Genomic DNA, 17,382 nt, shown 5'->3' with positions numbered 1-17,382 from the left:
TTTTTGTTCAGCCTGGTGCATCCTCTTTACCTTCTCTCAAGGTCCGTCCCTCCTGAAAAATTTCACTCAAGACTGGATATTCTTAACAGGGTTTGGCAAGACTAGTGGATAGAGCGTTACATAAATTAAGTTCGAGGTGATCACGATGACGATTAAGGTTCGAATCGTGTTTATGGTGATGTTGTTAATAGGTGCTTTTTACTTCACATTCTTTTATACAGAAGAGAAGCAGGCTGCTGATGGGGGCTCTCTTGAGGAGCTGAATGAAACGCCTGCAGAGGTAACTTCCGCCCACACGATCACAGTCATACTTGAAAGAGTATATCTGGATGGTGAAGTGAGTGAGGAAATCGTACAGGAAACGATTTGGAGCATGGAAGATTTCTGGGCTGCATATGAGGATTGGCAGCTGATGGATATGACGGAAGAACAGATCGTGTTTCAAAAACAGATGGATGATATTTCCCCCCTTTTAAAGACGAATGGATATTTCGGTATTTCTGACAATGGCGTCCTCTCCATTTTCAATGGGAAACCGGGACAGGCAGAGATCATTCAGTCCTTCTTTCAGATTGATGTAGAGAAGCTTGAAAGTAAACGGCATGATGATTTAGTCAAGGGCATCCCTATAAAGTCGAAGCAAGAATACGAAGAGGTTCTCGAACAATTTAAACCCTACTCGGTTCCTAAATAACAGTGAAAACCAGTGCGATCGCCACTGGTTTTTTATGTTGGATTTTTTTCTGCCCAATCCCGGTTCGATCTGATAAAATTAGAACAAGTGTTTCATTTTCTGTCACTCTTTCCGACCACAGTAAATAGTGATATGATACAATAGGTTTTATATGACTTTTTTATGCAGGGTTTTTAAATAGGGAGAGAAAAAAAGATGTATGAGTATATAAAAGGGACGGTTAGCCAAGTTGGTCCTGAGTATGTAGTAGTGGAGAATAATGGGATCGGATATCAGCTGTATACGGCGAATCCGTTTGTTTATTCTAAATATCAAAATCAAGAGATTCAGATTTTTACATATCAGCATGTGCGTGAAGATCTTATTGCCCTTTATGGCTTTCTGGCAATGGAAGAAAAATTGCTATTTATGAAACTATTAAATGTTTCAGGAATTGGTCCCAAAGGAGCTTTAGCGATTTTGGCCTCGGGTGCCCCCCAGCAGGTAATTACCGCCATCGAAGAAGAGAATGAAAGTTTCCTGACGAAGTTTCCCGGTGTGGGTAAGAAGACAGCACGTCAGATGATCCTGGACTTAAAAGGGAAGCTTCAGGATGTTGTGCCTGATTATTTTCCAAGTTTATTCTCGAATCCAGAGGAGGCAGAAGTGTCCTCTGGGAAGGATGAGGCCTTTGATGAAGCGATTCTTGCTCTTAAAGCCCTTGGCTATTCTGAACGTGAAATCAAGAAAATCACTCCAAAGTTAAAAGGAGAAGGGCATACCTCGGACGAAATCATCAGGAAAGCTCTTCAGCTCCTATTGAAATAAGTGGATTCCATGAAGGGAGGAAGTCTGGATGGAAGAAAGAATCGTATCAGGCGAATCAGAGTTAAATGAAGATTCCTTTGAATATTCCCTGCGTCCGCAGACAATAAAACAATATATTGGGCAAGATAAAGTAAAGCATAATCTAGAGGTATTCATTGAAGCGGCCAAGATGCGTCAGGAAACCTTGGATCATGTTCTTCTTTACGGTCCACCAGGATTGGGCAAAACGACCCTTGCTGCTGTCATCGCAAATGAGATGGGGGTGAACCTGCGCACCACATCTGGTCCCGCTATCGAGAGACCGGGAGATTTAGCTGCGGTCCTGACGGCACTGGAGCCTGGTGATGTGCTGTTTATCGATGAAATCCACCGTTTGCCACGGGCCATTGAAGAGGTTCTCTATCCTGCGATGGAAGACTTTTGTCTGGATATTGTCATAGGGAATGGTCCGAGTGCCCGGTCTGTCCGTTTAGACCTTCCGCCTTTCACACTCGTGGGAGCGACGACCCGGGCAGGTGCATTATCAGCCCCGCTCCGTGATCGGTTTGGTGTTTTATGCCGATTGGAATATTATAATGAGGAGCAGTTGAATGAAATTGTTCAGCGGACAGCAGCGATTTTAAACACAAAAATCGAAGCGACTGCTTCCGAGGAGTTAGCCCGCAGGTCAAGAGGGACACCGCGTATTGCCAATCGATTATTACGAAGGGTAAGAGATTTTGCCCAGGTGAAGGGGAACGGGGATATTACAACCACCCTTTCGAGGGAAGCCCTCGAGCTTCTTCAAGTCGACAAACTGGGTCTTGATCATATCGATCATAAGCTCCTAAAGGGTATCATCGACCGTTTTAGAGGCGGCCCTGTGGGACTTGATACAATCGCGGCAAGTATAGGGGAAGAGTCACACACGATTGAAGATGTATACGAACCCTACCTTTTGCAAATTGGATTTATCCAACGGACGCCAAGAGGAAGGATCGTCACTCATCTTGTATATGAACATTTCCAGTTGGAGGTGCCGAACAATTGACGGGATTGCCTAAGCTACTAATGATTATAGGTGGAATCATTCTTATTATCGGATTCCTCATGCAATTTATCAAAATAGGTAAGCTTCCTGGAGACATTATCATTAAAAAAGAAAACACAACATTTTATTTTCCACTTATGACTTCTATTCTGTTAAGTGTTATACTTTCCGTTGTCTTTTATTTATTAGGGCGATTTAAATAGGATTCATGGGTGAGATTTAAGTAAGCTAGGTGACAAATTGTGAAAGTAGAAGATTTTGATTTTCATTTACCGGAAGAACTGATTGCACAGACCCCTCTGGAAAATCGTTCCGAGAGTAAACTGATGGTGTTGGATAAAAAAGATGGATCCATTGATCATCTCCATTTTAAAAATATTGTGGATTTCCTGCACGAAGGGGATTGTCTCGTTTTAAATGACACAAGAGTACTACCGGCACGCCTTTTTGGACAAAAAGAAGATACGGGTGCCAATATTGAGGTGCTTCTTCTGAAACAAGAGGATGGAGATCAGTGGGAGACGCTTGTGAAGCCTGCGAAACGAATTCGGGTAGGCACGGAGATTGTCTTTGGAGACGGAAAGTTAAAAGCAACCTGTGTTGGTTTAAAAGAGCATGGTGGAAGAATTCTTGAATTCCGTTACGAAGGGATCTTCTACGAGGTTCTTGATGAATTGGGAGAAATGCCCCTGCCTCCATATATTCGCGAGCGATTAGAAGAACAGGACCGCTACCAAACCGTATTTGCAAGGGAAAGAGGTTCAGCGGCAGCTCCGACGGCCGGTCTTCATTTTACGGAAGAACTGCTGGAAGAACTGAAAGCAAAGGGTGTACATATTGCGTTTATTACCCTCCATGTGGGATTGGGGACATTCAGACCGGTTTCCGTCGATACGATTGAGGAACATGATATGCATGCTGAGTTCTATCAGGTATCCGAAGGGACCGCCCGCCTATTGAATGAAGTAAGGGCAAATGGCGGCCGCATCATTACAGTCGGAACCACATCCACCCGGACTCTGGAAACCATTGCTTCAAAGCACGGGACCTTTGTGGAAGAGAATGGCTGGACGAATATTTTCATTTATCCTGGATATGAGTTCAGGGGGATCGATGGTCTCATCACGAATTTCCATTTACCGAAGTCGACCCTGATCATGCTGGTCAGTGCCTTTGCGGGACAGGAAAACGTCATGCATGCCTATGAAACGGCAGTTAAAGAGAAGTACCGCTTCTTCAGCTTTGGAGATGCGATGTTTATTAAGTAATACACTGATTGAACAAACTATTTACCCCTTTATGGAAAGTGGAAGGAGATTTCACACGTTGACTGCAATAAAATATGAATTGATTAAAACATGTAAACAAACCGGAGCAAGACTGGGCCGCGTCCATACGCCGCACGGTTCATTCGAAACGCCTGCCTTCATGCCTGTAGGAACCATGGCCACTGTAAAAACGATGTCACCGGAGGATTTGAAATCCATGGAATCCCGCATCATTCTTAGTAATACCTATCATCTATGGTTACGCCCCGGTCATGAAATCATCAGGGAAGCTGGCGGCCTTCATAAATTCATGAACTGGGACCGTGCCATCCTTACCGATTCAGGCGGTTTCCAAGTGTTCAGCTTGAGTAAGCTTCGCCAGATTGAAGAAGAAGGAGTCCATTTCCGTCATCATCTGAATGGGGATAAGCTCTTCCTCAGTCCGGAGAAGGCGATGGAAATTCAGAACGCATTGGGCTCGGATATCATGATGGCCTTCGATGAATGTCCACCGTATCCTGCTGAATACGATTATATGAAGAGTTCTGTAGAGCGTACGACACGTTGGGCCGAGCGCTGCCTGGAAGCTCACCAGCGACCGCATGATCAAGGGTTATTCGGAATCGTCCAAGGTGGGGAGTATGAAGAGCTTCGTAAGCAAAGTGCCCGTGACCTTGTATCCATGGATTTTCCCGGCTATGCAGTAGGTGGCCTTTCTGTCGGTGAACCGAAGGACGTCATGAACCGAGTACTTGATTTCACGACGCCACATCTTCCTTCAGATAAACCTCGTTACCTGATGGGGGTTGGATCTCCGGATTCACTGATCGATGGTTCGATGCGCGGAATTGACATGTTTGATTGTGTCCTCCCAACCCGTATCGCACGTAACGGGACCCTTATGACAAGCGAAGGCCGTCTGGTTGTGAAAAACGCTAAGTTTGCAAGGGATTTCAGGCCGATCGATGAGAATTGTGATTGCTATACATGTAAAAATTATAGCCGTGCGTACATCCGTCACTTGATCAAATGTGACGAAACGTTCGGAATTCGCCTTACGACTTATCATAATCTTCATTTTCTGTTAAAATTGATGGAGCAAGTCAGACAAGCGATTCGTGAAGATCGTCTAGGAGACTTTAGGGAAGAATTTTTCGAGCAGTACGGCTTCAACCGTCCTGATGCGAAAAACTTCTAAAAAGCATGCTATAAATGAATCTTGGAAAGGAGGGGAAAAAGAATGGGAGGAAGTTTAGGAACAATACTACCTTTGATATTAATGTTCGTTCTGTTTTACTTTTTACTGATCCGTCCTCAGCAAAAGCGTCAAAAAGCCATTTCAAAAATGCAAAATGAGCTTGCTAAGGGTGATAGAATCATCACGATTGGTGGATTGCATGGTGCGATCGATGCCATCGAAGAAGGAAAAGTAGTCATTCTATGTGGTGACGGCAGCCGTCTTACATATGATCGTAATGCGATCAGAGAAGTCGTTAGAGCAGATCAGGTATAATAAAAAGGGGTCCTCATCATTGTGCCAAGGCACTTTGGGAGGGACCCTTTTTTTATTGTTTGGATGGACTAGCTCTCCCTGGGACCGCCACTCATATTCACCCCAAGGATTCCCCCCATCATGGCTGTGAGGATGTAGCAGCCGTGATAGACGAGCTGCTCCATTGAAAACAGACTATCGTATCCGAGATATTGAAATAAGAAAATGACCAAGGTGTAAATAAGCCCGGTTGAACCTCCGAGAACCCATCCTTTTGTTTTACCTTTTCCACCAGACATAAATCCGCCAACAAATAATGACAGAAACGATATGATGGTGATAAATAATGTGATGGAGCTTTCAGTCAGTTCTGTAAACCGAAGCAGCAAAGAGAATAATAAGCTTGCGACTATCGCTATGACAAATATGGTTGTTGTCCCGTATAGAACGGCACCTCCCATTTTTTTCGCCTCGATGATGGTCCTCTCCCTTCTAACTCATTAAATTTTATTCATGTGATAGTACAAGCATATTCATCCAACATTAGAAAAAGACTAGAAATTTTTTATGGTCAAGCCTCATAGACTAGTATGAAACTTCCTGGAGAAGGAGGAGCTATGACCATGTCTCCGATAATCGTATTAATTGTGTTTGTTTCTGTATACATCCTGCTAATGACCGAGAAATGGAACCGGGTATTGGCTGCCATGGCCGGTGGTGTTGCCATGCTTTTAATTGGGGCTTTTCCAATTGAGAAAGCATTGTTTACGTATATAGATTGGAAAACCATCACTCTGCTTTTTTCCATGATGTTAATCGTGACGTTGACGAGTAAAACGGGGTTCTTTGAGTATATTGCGATCAGGTTTGCACAAGGGGTGAATGGGAATGGACTGGCTCTTCTTATCCTGTTTTCCTTATTGGCAGCGATTGGCTCTGCCTTTCTGGCTAACGTAACGATTGCCATGTTATTGGTTCCCATTCTATTTAAACTGACAAAGCTTCTTGAACTTCCTCCCATACCTTTTCTGATTATGACGATCCTTGCTTGTAATATTGGAGGGACCGCGACCTTGATTGGTGACCCGCCTAATATGATGATCGGACAGGCGGTTAAGCACTTCACGTTTAATGCATTTATTGAAAATTTATTGCCTGTCGTTTTGATGGTCTTTATTGTCACTTTACTCATCATGTGTGTTCTATATAGAGAAGTCCTCTTTGTCAAGGAAGACAGGAAATTACTTCTTAAAGGAATCAATGCAGTAGAGTATTTAAAGAAAGACAGAGGGCTCCTTCAGTCCCTGTTTGTCCTTGGCCTGGTGTTGGCCGGTTTTTCTTTATATCCGATGTTTCATCTCGATGTAACGACCGTCTCCCTTGCCGGAGCTGTTCTGTTAATGCTGCTTCTCGAAAAAATTTATCCTCCGGAAACCATACTAAGAGAGGTGGAGTGGGGGACCCTGTTTTTCTTTATGGGCTTATTCCTGCTTGTGGGAGGGATTGAAGAAGCAGGCTTCATAGATGAAATAGCCCGTGAAATTTTACGGCTGACAGATGGGGACATGAAGAAGACAGCATTCGTCATTCTGTGGGGAACCGGTATATTGTCCGCCATCGTAGACAACATTCCGTTTGTTGCTGCTATGATTCCGGTCATACAGGAATTTGGTGAATTCGGAATGGTCAATATGGATCCGTTATGGTGGTCGCTTGCTCTCGGGGCTTGTTTAGGCGGGAATGGTACATTGCTTGGTTCTTCTTCTAATCTTGTGATTGCAGGACTTGCTTCCAAGGAAAATGTACATATCAAGTTTTATCAATATTTGCTTATTGGTGTACCGGTGACGCTGATTTCACTTGCAGTATCAACGGTCTATGTGTATTTCAAGTACATCCGGCCATTTTTAGGTGGATAAATATTCCTCCCATTAAATTTCCCTATCTGTCGATACTACATAGTGACATGTGTATGAAGGGGGAAAAGCAGTGGAGGAATATTTTATTATTATTATACGCACTCTTTTTCTTTATTTTTTGATCATCTTTATTTTTCGAATAATGGGGAAAAGAGAGATCGGTGAACTAAGCATACTCGATTTGGTGGTATTCATCATGATTGCGGAGATGGCTGTCATGGCCATCGAGCAACCCAAGGATCCCATTATCCATACGGTGCTTCCAATGGGGGTCATTGTCCTGATACAAATGGTATTTGCCTGGTTTTCGCTGCGGTCCAAATCATTCCGTGAGCTTTTGGATGGGAAACCGTCAGTGATCATCCATAATGGGAAAATCGATGATAAGGTGATGAAAAAGCAACGGTACAACTATGATGATTTACTCCTGCAATTAAGAGAAAAAGATATCTTCAATGTGGCAGATGTTGAATTTGCAATATTGGAACCTTCAGGGAAACTATCGGTATTGAAGAAAGATGATGAAGAGGAAGCGTCTCAGTCCTTGACTTTACCGCTGATACTAGACGGGCAGGTCCAAACCACTCATCTGGATATGATCGGGAAAACGGCTTTCTGGTTACGAAAGGAATTGAGGGAGAGAGGCTTTAAGAATATACAAGAGATTTCATTCTGCAGCTTCCAGAATGGGCAATTCTATATTGACGAAAAAAATCAATAGTCTTTAAAAACGCAGGCTCCGTTAACGTCCAAGTCAAAACTCCTCAACATCTTGTTGAGGAGTTTTGATGTGCGATGAAATTATACCGTAATAAACCGGCGGATAAATGGAATACGTGCAAGGTCGTTTTTAACGATAAGCTTAAGACTGATAGATAGGAGAAGGTAGACAAGCGTTGAAGTCGTGACTCCAAATAATAAGCGGAACACCAGGACTTCATCACTGAAAAGGTATAGATACGAATAATGACCCCAGGCTCCTGTAGCAATCAGCACGAATCCGATCTTTAAGTAATCCCGTAAGTAGATCGTCATCGGAATGTATTTAAGGATGGTCATGAAATGAAGCATGGTGACAAGCATAAATCCCGTTACAATCCCCAAAGCAGCTCCGTTTATGCCGAATGCGGGTTGTGAGGCAAGAATAAAGATGACCCCGGTCTTCACCACGGCACCTATTAGGCTGTTGATCATAGCGGCCCTTGCAAGGTTAAGTGCTTGCAGAACCGCTTGCAGGGGCCCTTGATAGTAATAGAATAAGAAGAAGGGGGCCATGATCATTAAGAAACCTGCACCACTTTCGCTTCCGTACATCACCTGCATGAGAGGCTTGGCATAGATGTAAAGGATGACGACGGAGATTCCACCCGTAATCAAGCAGAATCTCAACGCCTGCTGAAGCCTGTGCTCAATGGATGTGAAGTTCTTTTGAGAGTTTGCTTCGCTTATGGCTGGTACAAGAGATTGGGATAATGAGAGTGTAATGAATGACGGAAGGAACAAGAGAGGCAGGGCATACCCTGTAAGGGACCCATATTGTTTCGTTGCCACCCCGGCAGCCACTCCAGCGAGGGCTAAGCTATTGACAACCACAATAGGTTCAAAAAACCAGGCGATCGACCCGATCATTCTGCTCCCTGTGGTAGGCAGGGCCACACTCATCAATTCATTAAACGTCTCCCGGCCATTTCGGATCGACTTGAAGAAATTTCGTCTGATTTTGAATTTTTTCTTTAGTTTGAAGCTGGCGAACAGGTAAAGCAGGGATGCGAGTTCCCCTAATACGGATGCTACCATTGCAGCTGCGGCTGCGTATTCAATTCCATATGGAAGAAAGGTTTTGGTTAAGACGGCAATCAATGTAATCCGGACCACTTGCTCAATCACTTGGGAATAAGCAGATGGCTTCATATTCTGTCTTCCCTGGAAATAACCTCTGATGACAGAGGAAATCGCTACAATCGGAATGATCGGAGCGATGGCAACCAAAGGATAATAGATTCGATCATCAGTAAATAAAGCTTCGGTCAAGTACGGAGCAAGTAGAATGAGCGCCGGGGTAAAGATGATGGAAAGCCCAAGTGTGATCGATAAGGAAACCACCAATATTTTTTTTACTTTCCGGATATCTCCCTTTGATTCTGCTTCAGCCACGTTTTTTGAGATGGCTACAGGAAGGCCCAATTGAGTGATGGTGATGACAAGTATCAGGGTCGGGAAAGCCATCATAAAAAGACCGACGCCTTCTTCACCGATGAATCTCGCGACGACAATCCGGTTTACAAACCCTAATATTCTAGTAATAAAGGCTGCCATCATTAAGATCATAGTGCCCTTAAGAAATTTTGACATAAAATTCCCTGCCTTCTCAAAATTGGTATTATCGTATACAATAATGTATATGCACAAGGGTGGACAAAGCATGACAAGTAGTGAATAATTCCGGCTAAATTTAGCCCAGATGGGGTGAACGGGAATGAAGAATAATCAGCATCCTTATGAACGTTTTTATGAATCGTTAGAGCCAGCACTTATTAGCAAAGTAGAAGAATTCGAAATTCTTGGGTATGGAAAAGCAGACGTACACCGACTTTGGTCCTACTTAACGAAGAAGAAATGGAAGAAACCCGAAACAGATGTGAAATTCTTTCAGTTAGTGAGTGATGTGTTAACGGTTAAACCCGGGGAATATATGAGCTTTGAAACGATTGAAGCATTCAGGTCTCCCAATTGGTTTGCAGATGTGAATGAAGATGAGTTGAACGAACTTCTTCGTCCCAATATGCACGGAAAATAGTCCGAAAAGAAATTGACACCTTTTTCTTTCTCATAGATAATGAGAATATTGAAGATTTCAGGAATTATATTACTTTTTGAAGCACATAGTTCGTATGGTTTTTAAAACGGCAAGGAGGATCTATACATAATGGTAAAGCGTGGCCGAATAATTGCCTTCTTTATACTTGTGGTATTACTTGCAGGTACTATGGGAGGAACAACGAAGAGTATTGTCGATAACATCAAATTAGGATTGGACCTGCAGGGTGGGTTTGAGGTTCTTTACGAAGTTCAACCGATCAAAAAAGGTCAGGAAATTACGAAAGAAACGGTGTCCAATACAGCCGATGCATTGGACAAGCGTATTAACGTATTGGGTGTCAGTGAGCCTAATATTCAAATTGAAGATGGAAACCGGATCCGTGTTCAATTAGCGGGAGTGGAAGATCAAAACGAAGCAAGAGAAATCCTGTCCACTCAAGCAAACCTGACGTTCCGCGACGTAAATGATAAAGTCCGGTTGGATGGTTCGGATCTTGCATCCGGTTCTGCGAAGCAAACCTTTGATGACAAGAACAATCCAATCGTTTCCTTGAAATTGAAAGATCGTGAAAAGTTCTATGAATTGACGAAAGAAATATCTGCAATGGCTCCTCAAAATCAGCTGGTGATCTGGCTTGATTTCGAGGAAGGAAAAGATTCTTATCAAGCCGAAGTGGGGAAAGAAGACCCGAAATTCCTATCTGATCCTGCTGTAAGACAACCGATCAACTCCGATGAAGTCATCATCGAAGGGAATTTCACCGTTGAGCGTGCTCAAAATCTTGCTTCCCTATTAAATGCGGGAGCACTCCCGGTCAAGCTGGAAGAAAAATATTCAACTTCTGTCGGGGCAAAGTTCGGTCAACAGGCACTTGATAAAACAGTCACTGCCGGAATCATCGGGATTGCAATCATCTTCTTATTCATGATTGCGTATTACCGCTTCCCGGGGCTGATTGCAACGATTACCCTTTCCGTTTATATTTACTTAATTCTATTGATTTTCGATTTAATGAACGGGGTCCTTACACTTCCAGGAATTGCAGCACTGATCCTTGGGGTCGGTATGGCAGTCGATGCCAACATCATCACCTATGAACGGATCAAAGAAGAAATGCGCGTTGGAAAGCCGATTCGTTCAGCCTTCCAAGCGGGTAATAAATCTTCGTTCTTAACGATATTGGATGCTAACGTAACAACGATCCTTGCAGCAACGGTACTATTCTTATATGGAACAAGCTCTGTAAAAGGTTTTGCAACGATGCTGATCGTCAGTATTCTGACAAGCTTCGTCACAGCTGTATGGGGTTCACGCTTATTACTTGGGCTTTGGGTAAACAGCCGCTTCTTTAATAAAAAACCAGGCTGGTTCGGTGTGAACAAAAACGAAATCAAAGACCTGGCGGAAAATTACGATACGCTGGATCTGCCAACTCGTTTCGATCGCTTCGATTTTGCTGCACAGCGCAAAAAATTCTTCGGATTATCAGCAATCCTGATCACAGCAGGAATTATCATCCTGGCTATTTTCAGATTGAATCTGGGAATTGACTTCGTAAGTGGTTCGCGTATGGAAATCCTTGCTGACCAAAGCTTAAAGACAGAAGAGATTCAAGACGAATTGAAAGAAATGAAGCTGCCTTCTGAAGATATAGTGATTTCAGGGGACGATGAAAATATCGCCGTCGTTCGCTATACGGAAGATTTAAACAAAGATGAGATCGCCACATTAAAGGACCGCTTTAACGAACTGTACGGAGCGGAACCAAGCATCAGCACCGTTTCACCCGTGATCGGGAAAGAGCTTGCCAAAAATGCGATGATCGCTGTAGCGATTGCATCGATCGGGATTGTCATCTACGTGACGTTCCGCTTTGAATGGAGAATGGCAGCCGGTGCGATCCTTGCACTCCTGCATGATGCATTCTTTATCATAGCCTTCTTCAGTTTAACAAGACTTGAGGTCGATCTTACATTTATCGCAGCCGTCTTGACCATTGTCGGTTACTCGATCAATGATACGATCGTTACCTTTGACAGGCTACGTGAAAACCTTCATAAGAAGCGTCGTCTGAAAACGGATAAAGACATAGAAGACGTAGTGAACCAAAGTATCCGACAAACGATGGGGCGTTCGGTTAATACCGTATTAACGGTGGTGTTTACGGTTCTTGCTCTCATGATCTTTGGTAGTGAGTCCATCCGTAACTTCTCCATTGCCTTATTGGTCGGGTTGATTTCAGGGACTTATTCTTCCGTATTCATTGCCTCTCAAGTTTGGCTGGTGTTGAAGAAGAAAGAACTGAAGAAAAAAGGTACGATCAAAACCGTGAAAGAAAAGAAAACGTGGTCGGACGAACCACAAGTATAAGTGTATGAATGGGTCCGGGGAGTGCTTCTCCCCGGACCTGTCTTTTTTTTGTTTTTTTACGGCATTGGGTTACAATACTAATAGTTGAAAGGAGGCGATACCGCTTGAATCATGAAGACCGTTTTAGGAAAGCTGAAATAGCAGCAATGATTGGTGTTGTAGGGAATATTGTACTTGCGGTAATTAAGTGGGGTGCCGGTATATTGGGAAATAGTAGAGCGTTGATAGCAGATGCCGTTCACTCTGCCTCGGATGTTGCAGGTTCACTCGCCGTCTTTATCGGATTACGTGCAGCCAAGCAGCCTCCTGATCAGGATCATCCATATGGCCACGGGAAGGCAGAGTCCATAGCAGCAATCATTGTGGCCGTCTTATTGTTCTTAGTTGGGATTGAGATCGGAAAATCGTCCATAGAATCTTTCTTTCATCCCTTAACACCTCCAACAGCGATTGCCATCTATGCCGTCATCTTTTCCATTATTGTGAAAGAAGCCATGTTTCAATATAAATATCGATTGGGTAAAAGAATAAAGAGTGATGCCCTGATCGTCAATGCGTATGAGCATCGTTCAGATGTCTTTTCATCCATTGCCGCCCTTGTCGGGATTTCTGCATCCATCCTCGGAGGGAAATTCGATATTGGCTGGCTTGTATATGCCGATCCAGTAGCCGGAATATTTGTTTCGCTTCTTGTCCTCAGGATGGCCTGGCATTTAGGCGCTGAATCCATACATAATACGCTGGATCACGTCATGCATGAGGAGGATATCGTACCCTTTCGTAAAATAGTGGACTCTGTACCTGAAGTGAAGGAAATCAATGAACTTCATGCCAGGGAACATGGGCATTACGTCATCATTGATTTGAAGATAAGTGTCGATCCGCATATGACTGTCGAGGATGGTCATCGCGTCGGAAAGCAGGTTAAGAAAAAACTTCTCGAAGAATCCAATGTAAATGATGTGTTCATTCATATTAATCCGTACAATCCGGCTTCTGAAGAAAGGGATGAACAAATAGACTTAACATAAGGAGGGGAATCCGATGAAATTTCAGTGGACATTATTATTAGGTATTTTCTTTGCTTTGGTGGTTTCCATTTTCGCTGTCATCAATGTAGATCCTGTCACCGTCAATTATTTCTTTGGTGAAGCTGATTGGCCTCTTATATTAGTCATACTCGGATCTGTATTCATGGGGGGAATCATTATCGGTTCGGTTGGACTGTTTCGATTATTCGTCGTCCAAAGGAAAGTAAAGGCTTTAGAGAAAGAAAATTTACTGTTAAAAGAACAAGCCGAAGGTATGCATAAAGAAAAGGCAGAAAAAGTTCCTTTGAAAAAGAGTGCTCCCGGCACAGTAGGGGAAACGGGAGAGTAAACAGCTTGGTGGTTTTGCCACCAGGCTGTTTTTTTTGTTATAAAGAATCACTCTGATGGGACATGCATGTAGATCCGGCTTTGTTAGCTTTTGGTGAAAATTGTTAATCGGCTGGATTTTTTCGGATTTCGGCCGGATTTTCAACCGAAACGGCTGGATTATGACGAAAAACGGCTGGATTATCACCAATTTCGGCCGGATTATCACTGAAAACGGCTGGATTTTCATCACAGGTATCCAGAAAATACACTCATTGGCAGGGTTCCTCCAAGTAGTCACTTGATAATTTACGTTTTTAAGCACAAAATTGGGGTTTTGCCACAAAATCTCCCTCTTAATCACCAATAGTGATGAAACGAGATTACTATCTGATTCTGGACCAGGATCAATAGCTGAATCTGTATGAAGATTTTTTAGATCAGCCTTTTGCTGGTTGGACTTCCCAAGCAGCCTTTTCTTTGGCATCACCCTTCTATTAAGATTGAAACCGCCCCCTCCTTTTTGTATAATGAGTAAGGCTGAGGGGTGAACGTATGTTAAACTCGAAAACACGTTGGATGATGACAGAATCAGATCAACATAAAATATCAGAACTGGCAAATGAATTAAAAGTACCTTCGCTTGTGGCGAAATTATTAATCAACCGGGACTTGGACGACGTAGAAGAAGCCCGGAATTTTTTATTTGATACAGGCGATTCATTTCACGATCCATTTTTATTTGAAGATATGAAGAAAGCAACGGAAAGAATCCATAAAGCCATTGAAAATGGCGAAAGGATTCTTGTTTATGGGGACTATGACGCTGATGGTGTAAGTAGTACGTCCGTATTGATGACAGTGTTAAGGGACATCGGAGCAGATGTGGAATTCTATATCCCAAACCGGTTCAGCGAAGGATACGGTCCGAATGAAGGAGCTTTTCGCTGGGCGAAGGATGAAGAATTCACGCTCATCATAACCGTCGATACGGGAATATCTGCAGTGAACGAAGCAAAATTGGCAAAAGAACTGGAGATCGATTTGATCATTACGGATCACCATGAACCTGGACCGGAATTGCCTCCAGCCTTTGCCTTGATTCATCCAAAGGTCGAAGGGACTACCTATCCATTTGGAGAATTGGCAGGAGTGGGAGTGGCATTCAAACTGGCACATGCACTGTACGGTGAACTTCCTACCCACCTGCTTGATCTTGCTGCGATTGGAACCATTGCCGATTTAGTGCCGTTAAGAGGAGAAAATCGCCTTCTGGCCAAGCGTGGGATTTCCCAACTACGTGTTTCAAACCGATTGGGAATCAAAGCATTATGCCGAATTGCAAATGCTCAACAACAGGAAATCACGGAAGAATCCATTGGGTTCATGATTGCTCCCCGTATCAATGCAGTCGGACGGTTAGGGGATGCAGATCCTGCCGTCGATCTTATGCTCACAGAAGATGCCGAGGAAGCGAAGGCCCTGGCTGAAGAAATTGACAGCTTGAATAAAGAAAGACAGGCGATCGTGTCTCAAATGACCGAAGAAGCGGTTGAGATGGTGGAGAATGATTTTCCCCTGAACGAAAACGCTGTACTTGTAATCGGAAAAGAAGGCTGGAACCCTGGAGTAGTCGGGATTGTAGCTTCACGCTTAGTCGACAAGTTTTACCGTCCGACCATCGTGCTTAGTTTCGATTCTGAAAAGGGAACGGCAAAGGGATCGGCAAGAAGTATCACAGGGTTCGATTTGTTCAAGAATTTATCAACCTGCCGTGATATCCTTCCCCATTTTGGGGGACATCCGATGGCTGCAGGTATGACCTTACAGTTAGACGATGTAGCTCAGTTCAGAAACCGATTAAATGAGTTGGCTTCGACTGAATTGACGGAAGATGACTTTATACCCGTCACACAGCTTGATGCTTCTGTTACAGTGGATGAAATCTCTGTAGAGTCGATTGAAAAGCTTCAGCTTCTGGCCCCTTTCGGGATGCATAATCCAAAACCGAAATGGATCATAGACAGTGTAAGCATCGAACACTATAAAAAAATCGGATCTGCACAAAATCATTTGAAACTGGTCCTAGAAGACAATGGCATTCAATTGGACGGAGTCGGTTTTGGATTGGGAGAACTGGCGGATCATATGACCCCATTTTCAAATGCCTCTGTAATAGGTGAGTTATCCATAAATGAATGGAATAACCGCAAGAAGCCTCAACTATTTTTACATGATGTGAAAATTGAGCATTGGCAATTATTTGATGTCCGGGGGATTAAACAAGTCCATAAATGGAATGGGCTCATACCTGAAGAAAATAAAAAAATCATTTGTTTTAATCCGGCTACTTTAGAAAAGCTGAGTCTGGAAAAAGATGAAGTGATCCTGCTTGAGGATGGTTCTTCACTCGAAGGACTTTCCACCGATAAGGCAAGTTTGGTGCTTCTGGATCTGCCGACTTCTAAACCAATACTTGAAGATCTCTTGAAGAAGGGGCGGCCGCACCGGATTTATGCTCATTTCTTCCAGGAAGAAGATCATTTTTTCAGTACGATGCCAACGCGTGACCATTTCAAATGGTACTATGGATTTTTAACAAAGCGCGGATCATTTGATTTAAATAAACATGGTGATGACCTGGCGAAATACAAAGGCTGGTCAAAAGAAACAATAGATTTCATGTCACAGGTGTTTTTTGATTTGAAGTTTGTTACAATAGTGAATGGATTTATTTCTCTTAATCCTGCTAAAACCAAGAAAGATCTTTCTGAATCTCTCACATATCAGAAGAAACGACAACAATACGAGCTGGAAAACGAATTGTTATATTCTTCCTATCAAGAGTTGAAGACTTGGTTTAATGAAAGGATAGAAGAGTCTGTTACAATTGAGGAGGAAGTAAAAGCATGGACTTAAAACAATATGTTACCATCGTCGAGGATTGGCCTAAAGAAGGAATTAAGTTTAAAGACATCACTACATTAATGGATAATGGTGATGCTTATAGATACGCGACAGATCAAATCGTAGAATACGCAAAAGAGAAACAAATCGACCTGGTTGTAGGACCGGAAGCACGAGGGTTCATCATTGGCTGTCCAGTGGCGTATGCATTGGGAGTGGGTTTTGCTCCTGTACGTAAACCTGGTAAGTTACCACGTGAAACCATTCAAAAAGAATATGGATTAGAGTACGGAAAAGACGCACTGACAATTCATAAAGACGCAATCAAACCTGGACAAAGAGTTCTTATCACGGACGACTTGCTTGCAACGGGCGGAACAATCGAAGCTACGATTAAGCTTGTAGAAGAATTAGGTGGAATTGTGGCGGGGACGGCATTCTTAATCGAATTAACGTACCTTGACGGTCGCGATAAGCTTGATAACTATGATATTCTTACATTAATGCAATACTAATTTTGTTTATCAACTCTCATACACGTATATACTATGTGGTATACTGTTAACTTAAGGGACTGACATCTGGTTTTGAATGTCAGCCCTTATTTTTTATTTGGAAGGGTTAATGGGAGGTTATAAATGAATGGAGTGGTTGTTTTTGTCGACAATCATCGACAAAAACAGATGAATTCTGAGAATTTTACACTTACCCCTTTA

Annotated in this window: 18 protein-coding genes; 15 read left to right on the top strand and 3 right to left on the bottom strand. The window is 43.1% G+C overall.

What is annotated here, in order from left to right:
* The first annotated feature begins 145 nt into the window (after positions 1-145).
* The 7 genes from Q1B03_RS04700 to yajC all read left to right on the top strand — a co-directional run bounded on the left by Q1B03_RS04700 (position 146) and on the right by yajC (position 5,312).
* Positions 146-694 carry an intercompartmental signaling factor BofC gene (locus Q1B03_RS04700; protein WP_299738713.1) on the top strand — a complete coding sequence of 183 codons (549 nt, stop codon included), beginning with the start codon at positions 146-148 and terminating at the stop codon, positions 692-694.
* 195 nt (positions 695-889) lie between these two features.
* Positions 890-1,501, top strand: a complete 612-nt coding sequence (gene ruvA, locus Q1B03_RS04695; protein ID WP_299738710.1) for a Holliday junction branch migration protein RuvA — start codon at positions 890-892, stop codon at positions 1,499-1,501.
* A gap of 28 nt (positions 1,502-1,529) precedes the next feature.
* The gene (gene ruvB / locus Q1B03_RS04690) at positions 1,530-2,531 is read left to right on the top strand and encodes a Holliday junction branch migration DNA helicase RuvB (protein WP_299738708.1); all 1,002 of its coding nucleotides are present in this window, start codon (positions 1,530-1,532) and stop codon (positions 2,529-2,531) included.
* On the top strand, positions 2,528-2,734 hold the full coding sequence (locus Q1B03_RS04685) for a DUF2905 domain-containing protein (RefSeq protein WP_299738706.1): 207 nt from the start codon (positions 2,528-2,530) through the stop codon (positions 2,732-2,734). The genes ruvB and Q1B03_RS04685 overlap by 4 nt, the downstream gene beginning before the upstream one ends.
* A 39-nt stretch (positions 2,735-2,773) precedes the next feature.
* A complete protein-coding gene (gene queA, locus Q1B03_RS04680; protein ID WP_299738703.1) occupies positions 2,774-3,799 on the top strand; it encodes a tRNA preQ1(34) S-adenosylmethionine ribosyltransferase-isomerase QueA in 1,026 nt (341 codons plus the stop codon).
* Between the two features lie 58 nt (positions 3,800-3,857).
* On the top strand, positions 3,858-4,997 hold the full coding sequence (gene tgt / locus Q1B03_RS04675) for a tRNA guanosine(34) transglycosylase Tgt (protein ID WP_299738701.1): 1,140 nt from the start codon (positions 3,858-3,860) through the stop codon (positions 4,995-4,997).
* A gap of 42 nt (positions 4,998-5,039) precedes the next feature.
* Positions 5,040-5,312: a preprotein translocase subunit YajC gene (yajC, locus tag Q1B03_RS04670; RefSeq protein WP_149156354.1), complete on the top strand. Its 273-nt coding sequence runs from the start codon at positions 5,040-5,042 to the stop codon at positions 5,310-5,312.
* A gap of 68 nt (positions 5,313-5,380) precedes the next feature.
* On the opposite strand, the gene Q1B03_RS04665 is transcribed toward yajC, so the two are convergent.
* On the bottom strand, positions 5,381-5,752 hold the full coding sequence (locus Q1B03_RS04665) for a TIGR04086 family membrane protein (protein WP_299738695.1): 372 nt from the start codon (positions 5,750-5,752) through the stop codon (positions 5,381-5,383).
* 162 nt (positions 5,753-5,914) lie between these two features.
* Between Q1B03_RS04665 and Q1B03_RS04660 the strand changes: the two genes are divergently transcribed.
* Together Q1B03_RS04660 and Q1B03_RS04655 are read left to right on the top strand one after the other, a co-directional pair.
* Positions 5,915-7,210, top strand: a complete 1,296-nt coding sequence (locus Q1B03_RS04660) for an ArsB/NhaD family transporter (protein ID WP_299738693.1) — start codon at positions 5,915-5,917, stop codon at positions 7,208-7,210.
* A 70-nt stretch (positions 7,211-7,280) separates the two neighbouring features.
* Complete coding sequence (locus Q1B03_RS04655; RefSeq protein WP_299738691.1) at positions 7,281-7,931, top strand: DUF421 domain-containing protein; 651 nt, start codon at positions 7,281-7,283, stop codon at positions 7,929-7,931.
* Between the two features lie 80 nt (positions 7,932-8,011).
* Here the strand turns inward: Q1B03_RS04655 and spoVB are convergent, their stop codons facing one another.
* A complete protein-coding gene (spoVB, locus tag Q1B03_RS04650) occupies positions 8,012-9,562 on the bottom strand; it encodes a stage V sporulation protein B (RefSeq protein ID WP_299738688.1) in 1,551 nt (516 codons plus the stop codon).
* 124 nt (positions 9,563-9,686) lie between these two features.
* Between spoVB and Q1B03_RS04645 the strand changes: the two genes are divergently transcribed.
* The 4 genes from Q1B03_RS04645 to Q1B03_RS04630 all read left to right on the top strand — a co-directional run bounded on the left by Q1B03_RS04645 (position 9,687) and on the right by Q1B03_RS04630 (position 13,781).
* On the top strand, positions 9,687-10,007 hold the full coding sequence (locus Q1B03_RS04645; protein ID WP_299738686.1) for a post-transcriptional regulator: 321 nt from the start codon (positions 9,687-9,689) through the stop codon (positions 10,005-10,007).
* Positions 10,008-10,136: 129 nt separating this feature from the next.
* Positions 10,137-12,401 carry a protein translocase subunit SecDF gene (gene secDF / locus Q1B03_RS04640; protein WP_299738683.1) on the top strand — a complete coding sequence of 755 codons (2,265 nt, stop codon included), beginning with the start codon at positions 10,137-10,139 and terminating at the stop codon, positions 12,399-12,401.
* 146 nt (positions 12,402-12,547) lie between these two features.
* Entirely contained in the window at positions 12,548-13,432 is an 885-nt protein-coding gene (locus tag Q1B03_RS04635; protein WP_299739648.1) for a cation diffusion facilitator family transporter, read from the top strand.
* A gap of 13 nt (positions 13,433-13,445) precedes the next feature.
* The gene (locus tag Q1B03_RS04630) at positions 13,446-13,781 is read left to right on the top strand and encodes a lipopolysaccharide assembly LapA domain-containing protein (RefSeq protein ID WP_299738681.1); all 336 of its coding nucleotides are present in this window, start codon (positions 13,446-13,448) and stop codon (positions 13,779-13,781) included.
* Between the two features lie 103 nt (positions 13,782-13,884).
* Here Q1B03_RS04630 and Q1B03_RS04625 read toward each other — a convergent pair whose 3' ends face one another.
* A complete protein-coding gene (locus tag Q1B03_RS04625; protein WP_299738679.1) occupies positions 13,885-14,031 on the bottom strand; it encodes a hypothetical protein in 147 nt (48 codons plus the stop codon).
* Positions 14,032-14,314: 283 nt separating this feature from the next.
* On the opposite strand from Q1B03_RS04625, the gene recJ reads away from it, so the two are divergent.
* Positions 14,315-16,678 carry a single-stranded-DNA-specific exonuclease RecJ gene (gene recJ, locus Q1B03_RS04620; RefSeq protein ID WP_299738677.1) on the top strand — a complete coding sequence of 788 codons (2,364 nt, stop codon included), beginning with the start codon at positions 14,315-14,317 and terminating at the stop codon, positions 16,676-16,678.
* Positions 16,669-17,181 (top strand): adenine phosphoribosyltransferase, encoded by a 513-nt coding sequence (locus tag Q1B03_RS04615; protein ID WP_044339542.1) that lies wholly within the window; start codon positions 16,669-16,671, stop codon positions 17,179-17,181. The genes recJ and Q1B03_RS04615 overlap by 10 nt, the downstream gene beginning before the upstream one ends.
* The last annotated feature ends 201 nt before the right edge of the window (positions 17,182-17,382 follow it).

The organism is uncultured Rossellomorea sp. (assembly GCF_947488365.1).
Taxonomy (GTDB): domain Bacteria; phylum Bacillota; class Bacilli; order Bacillales; family Bacillaceae_B; genus Rossellomorea.
Note: the sequence above shows the minus strand (reverse complement) of the source record. Positions and strands in the feature narration are given on the sequence as shown.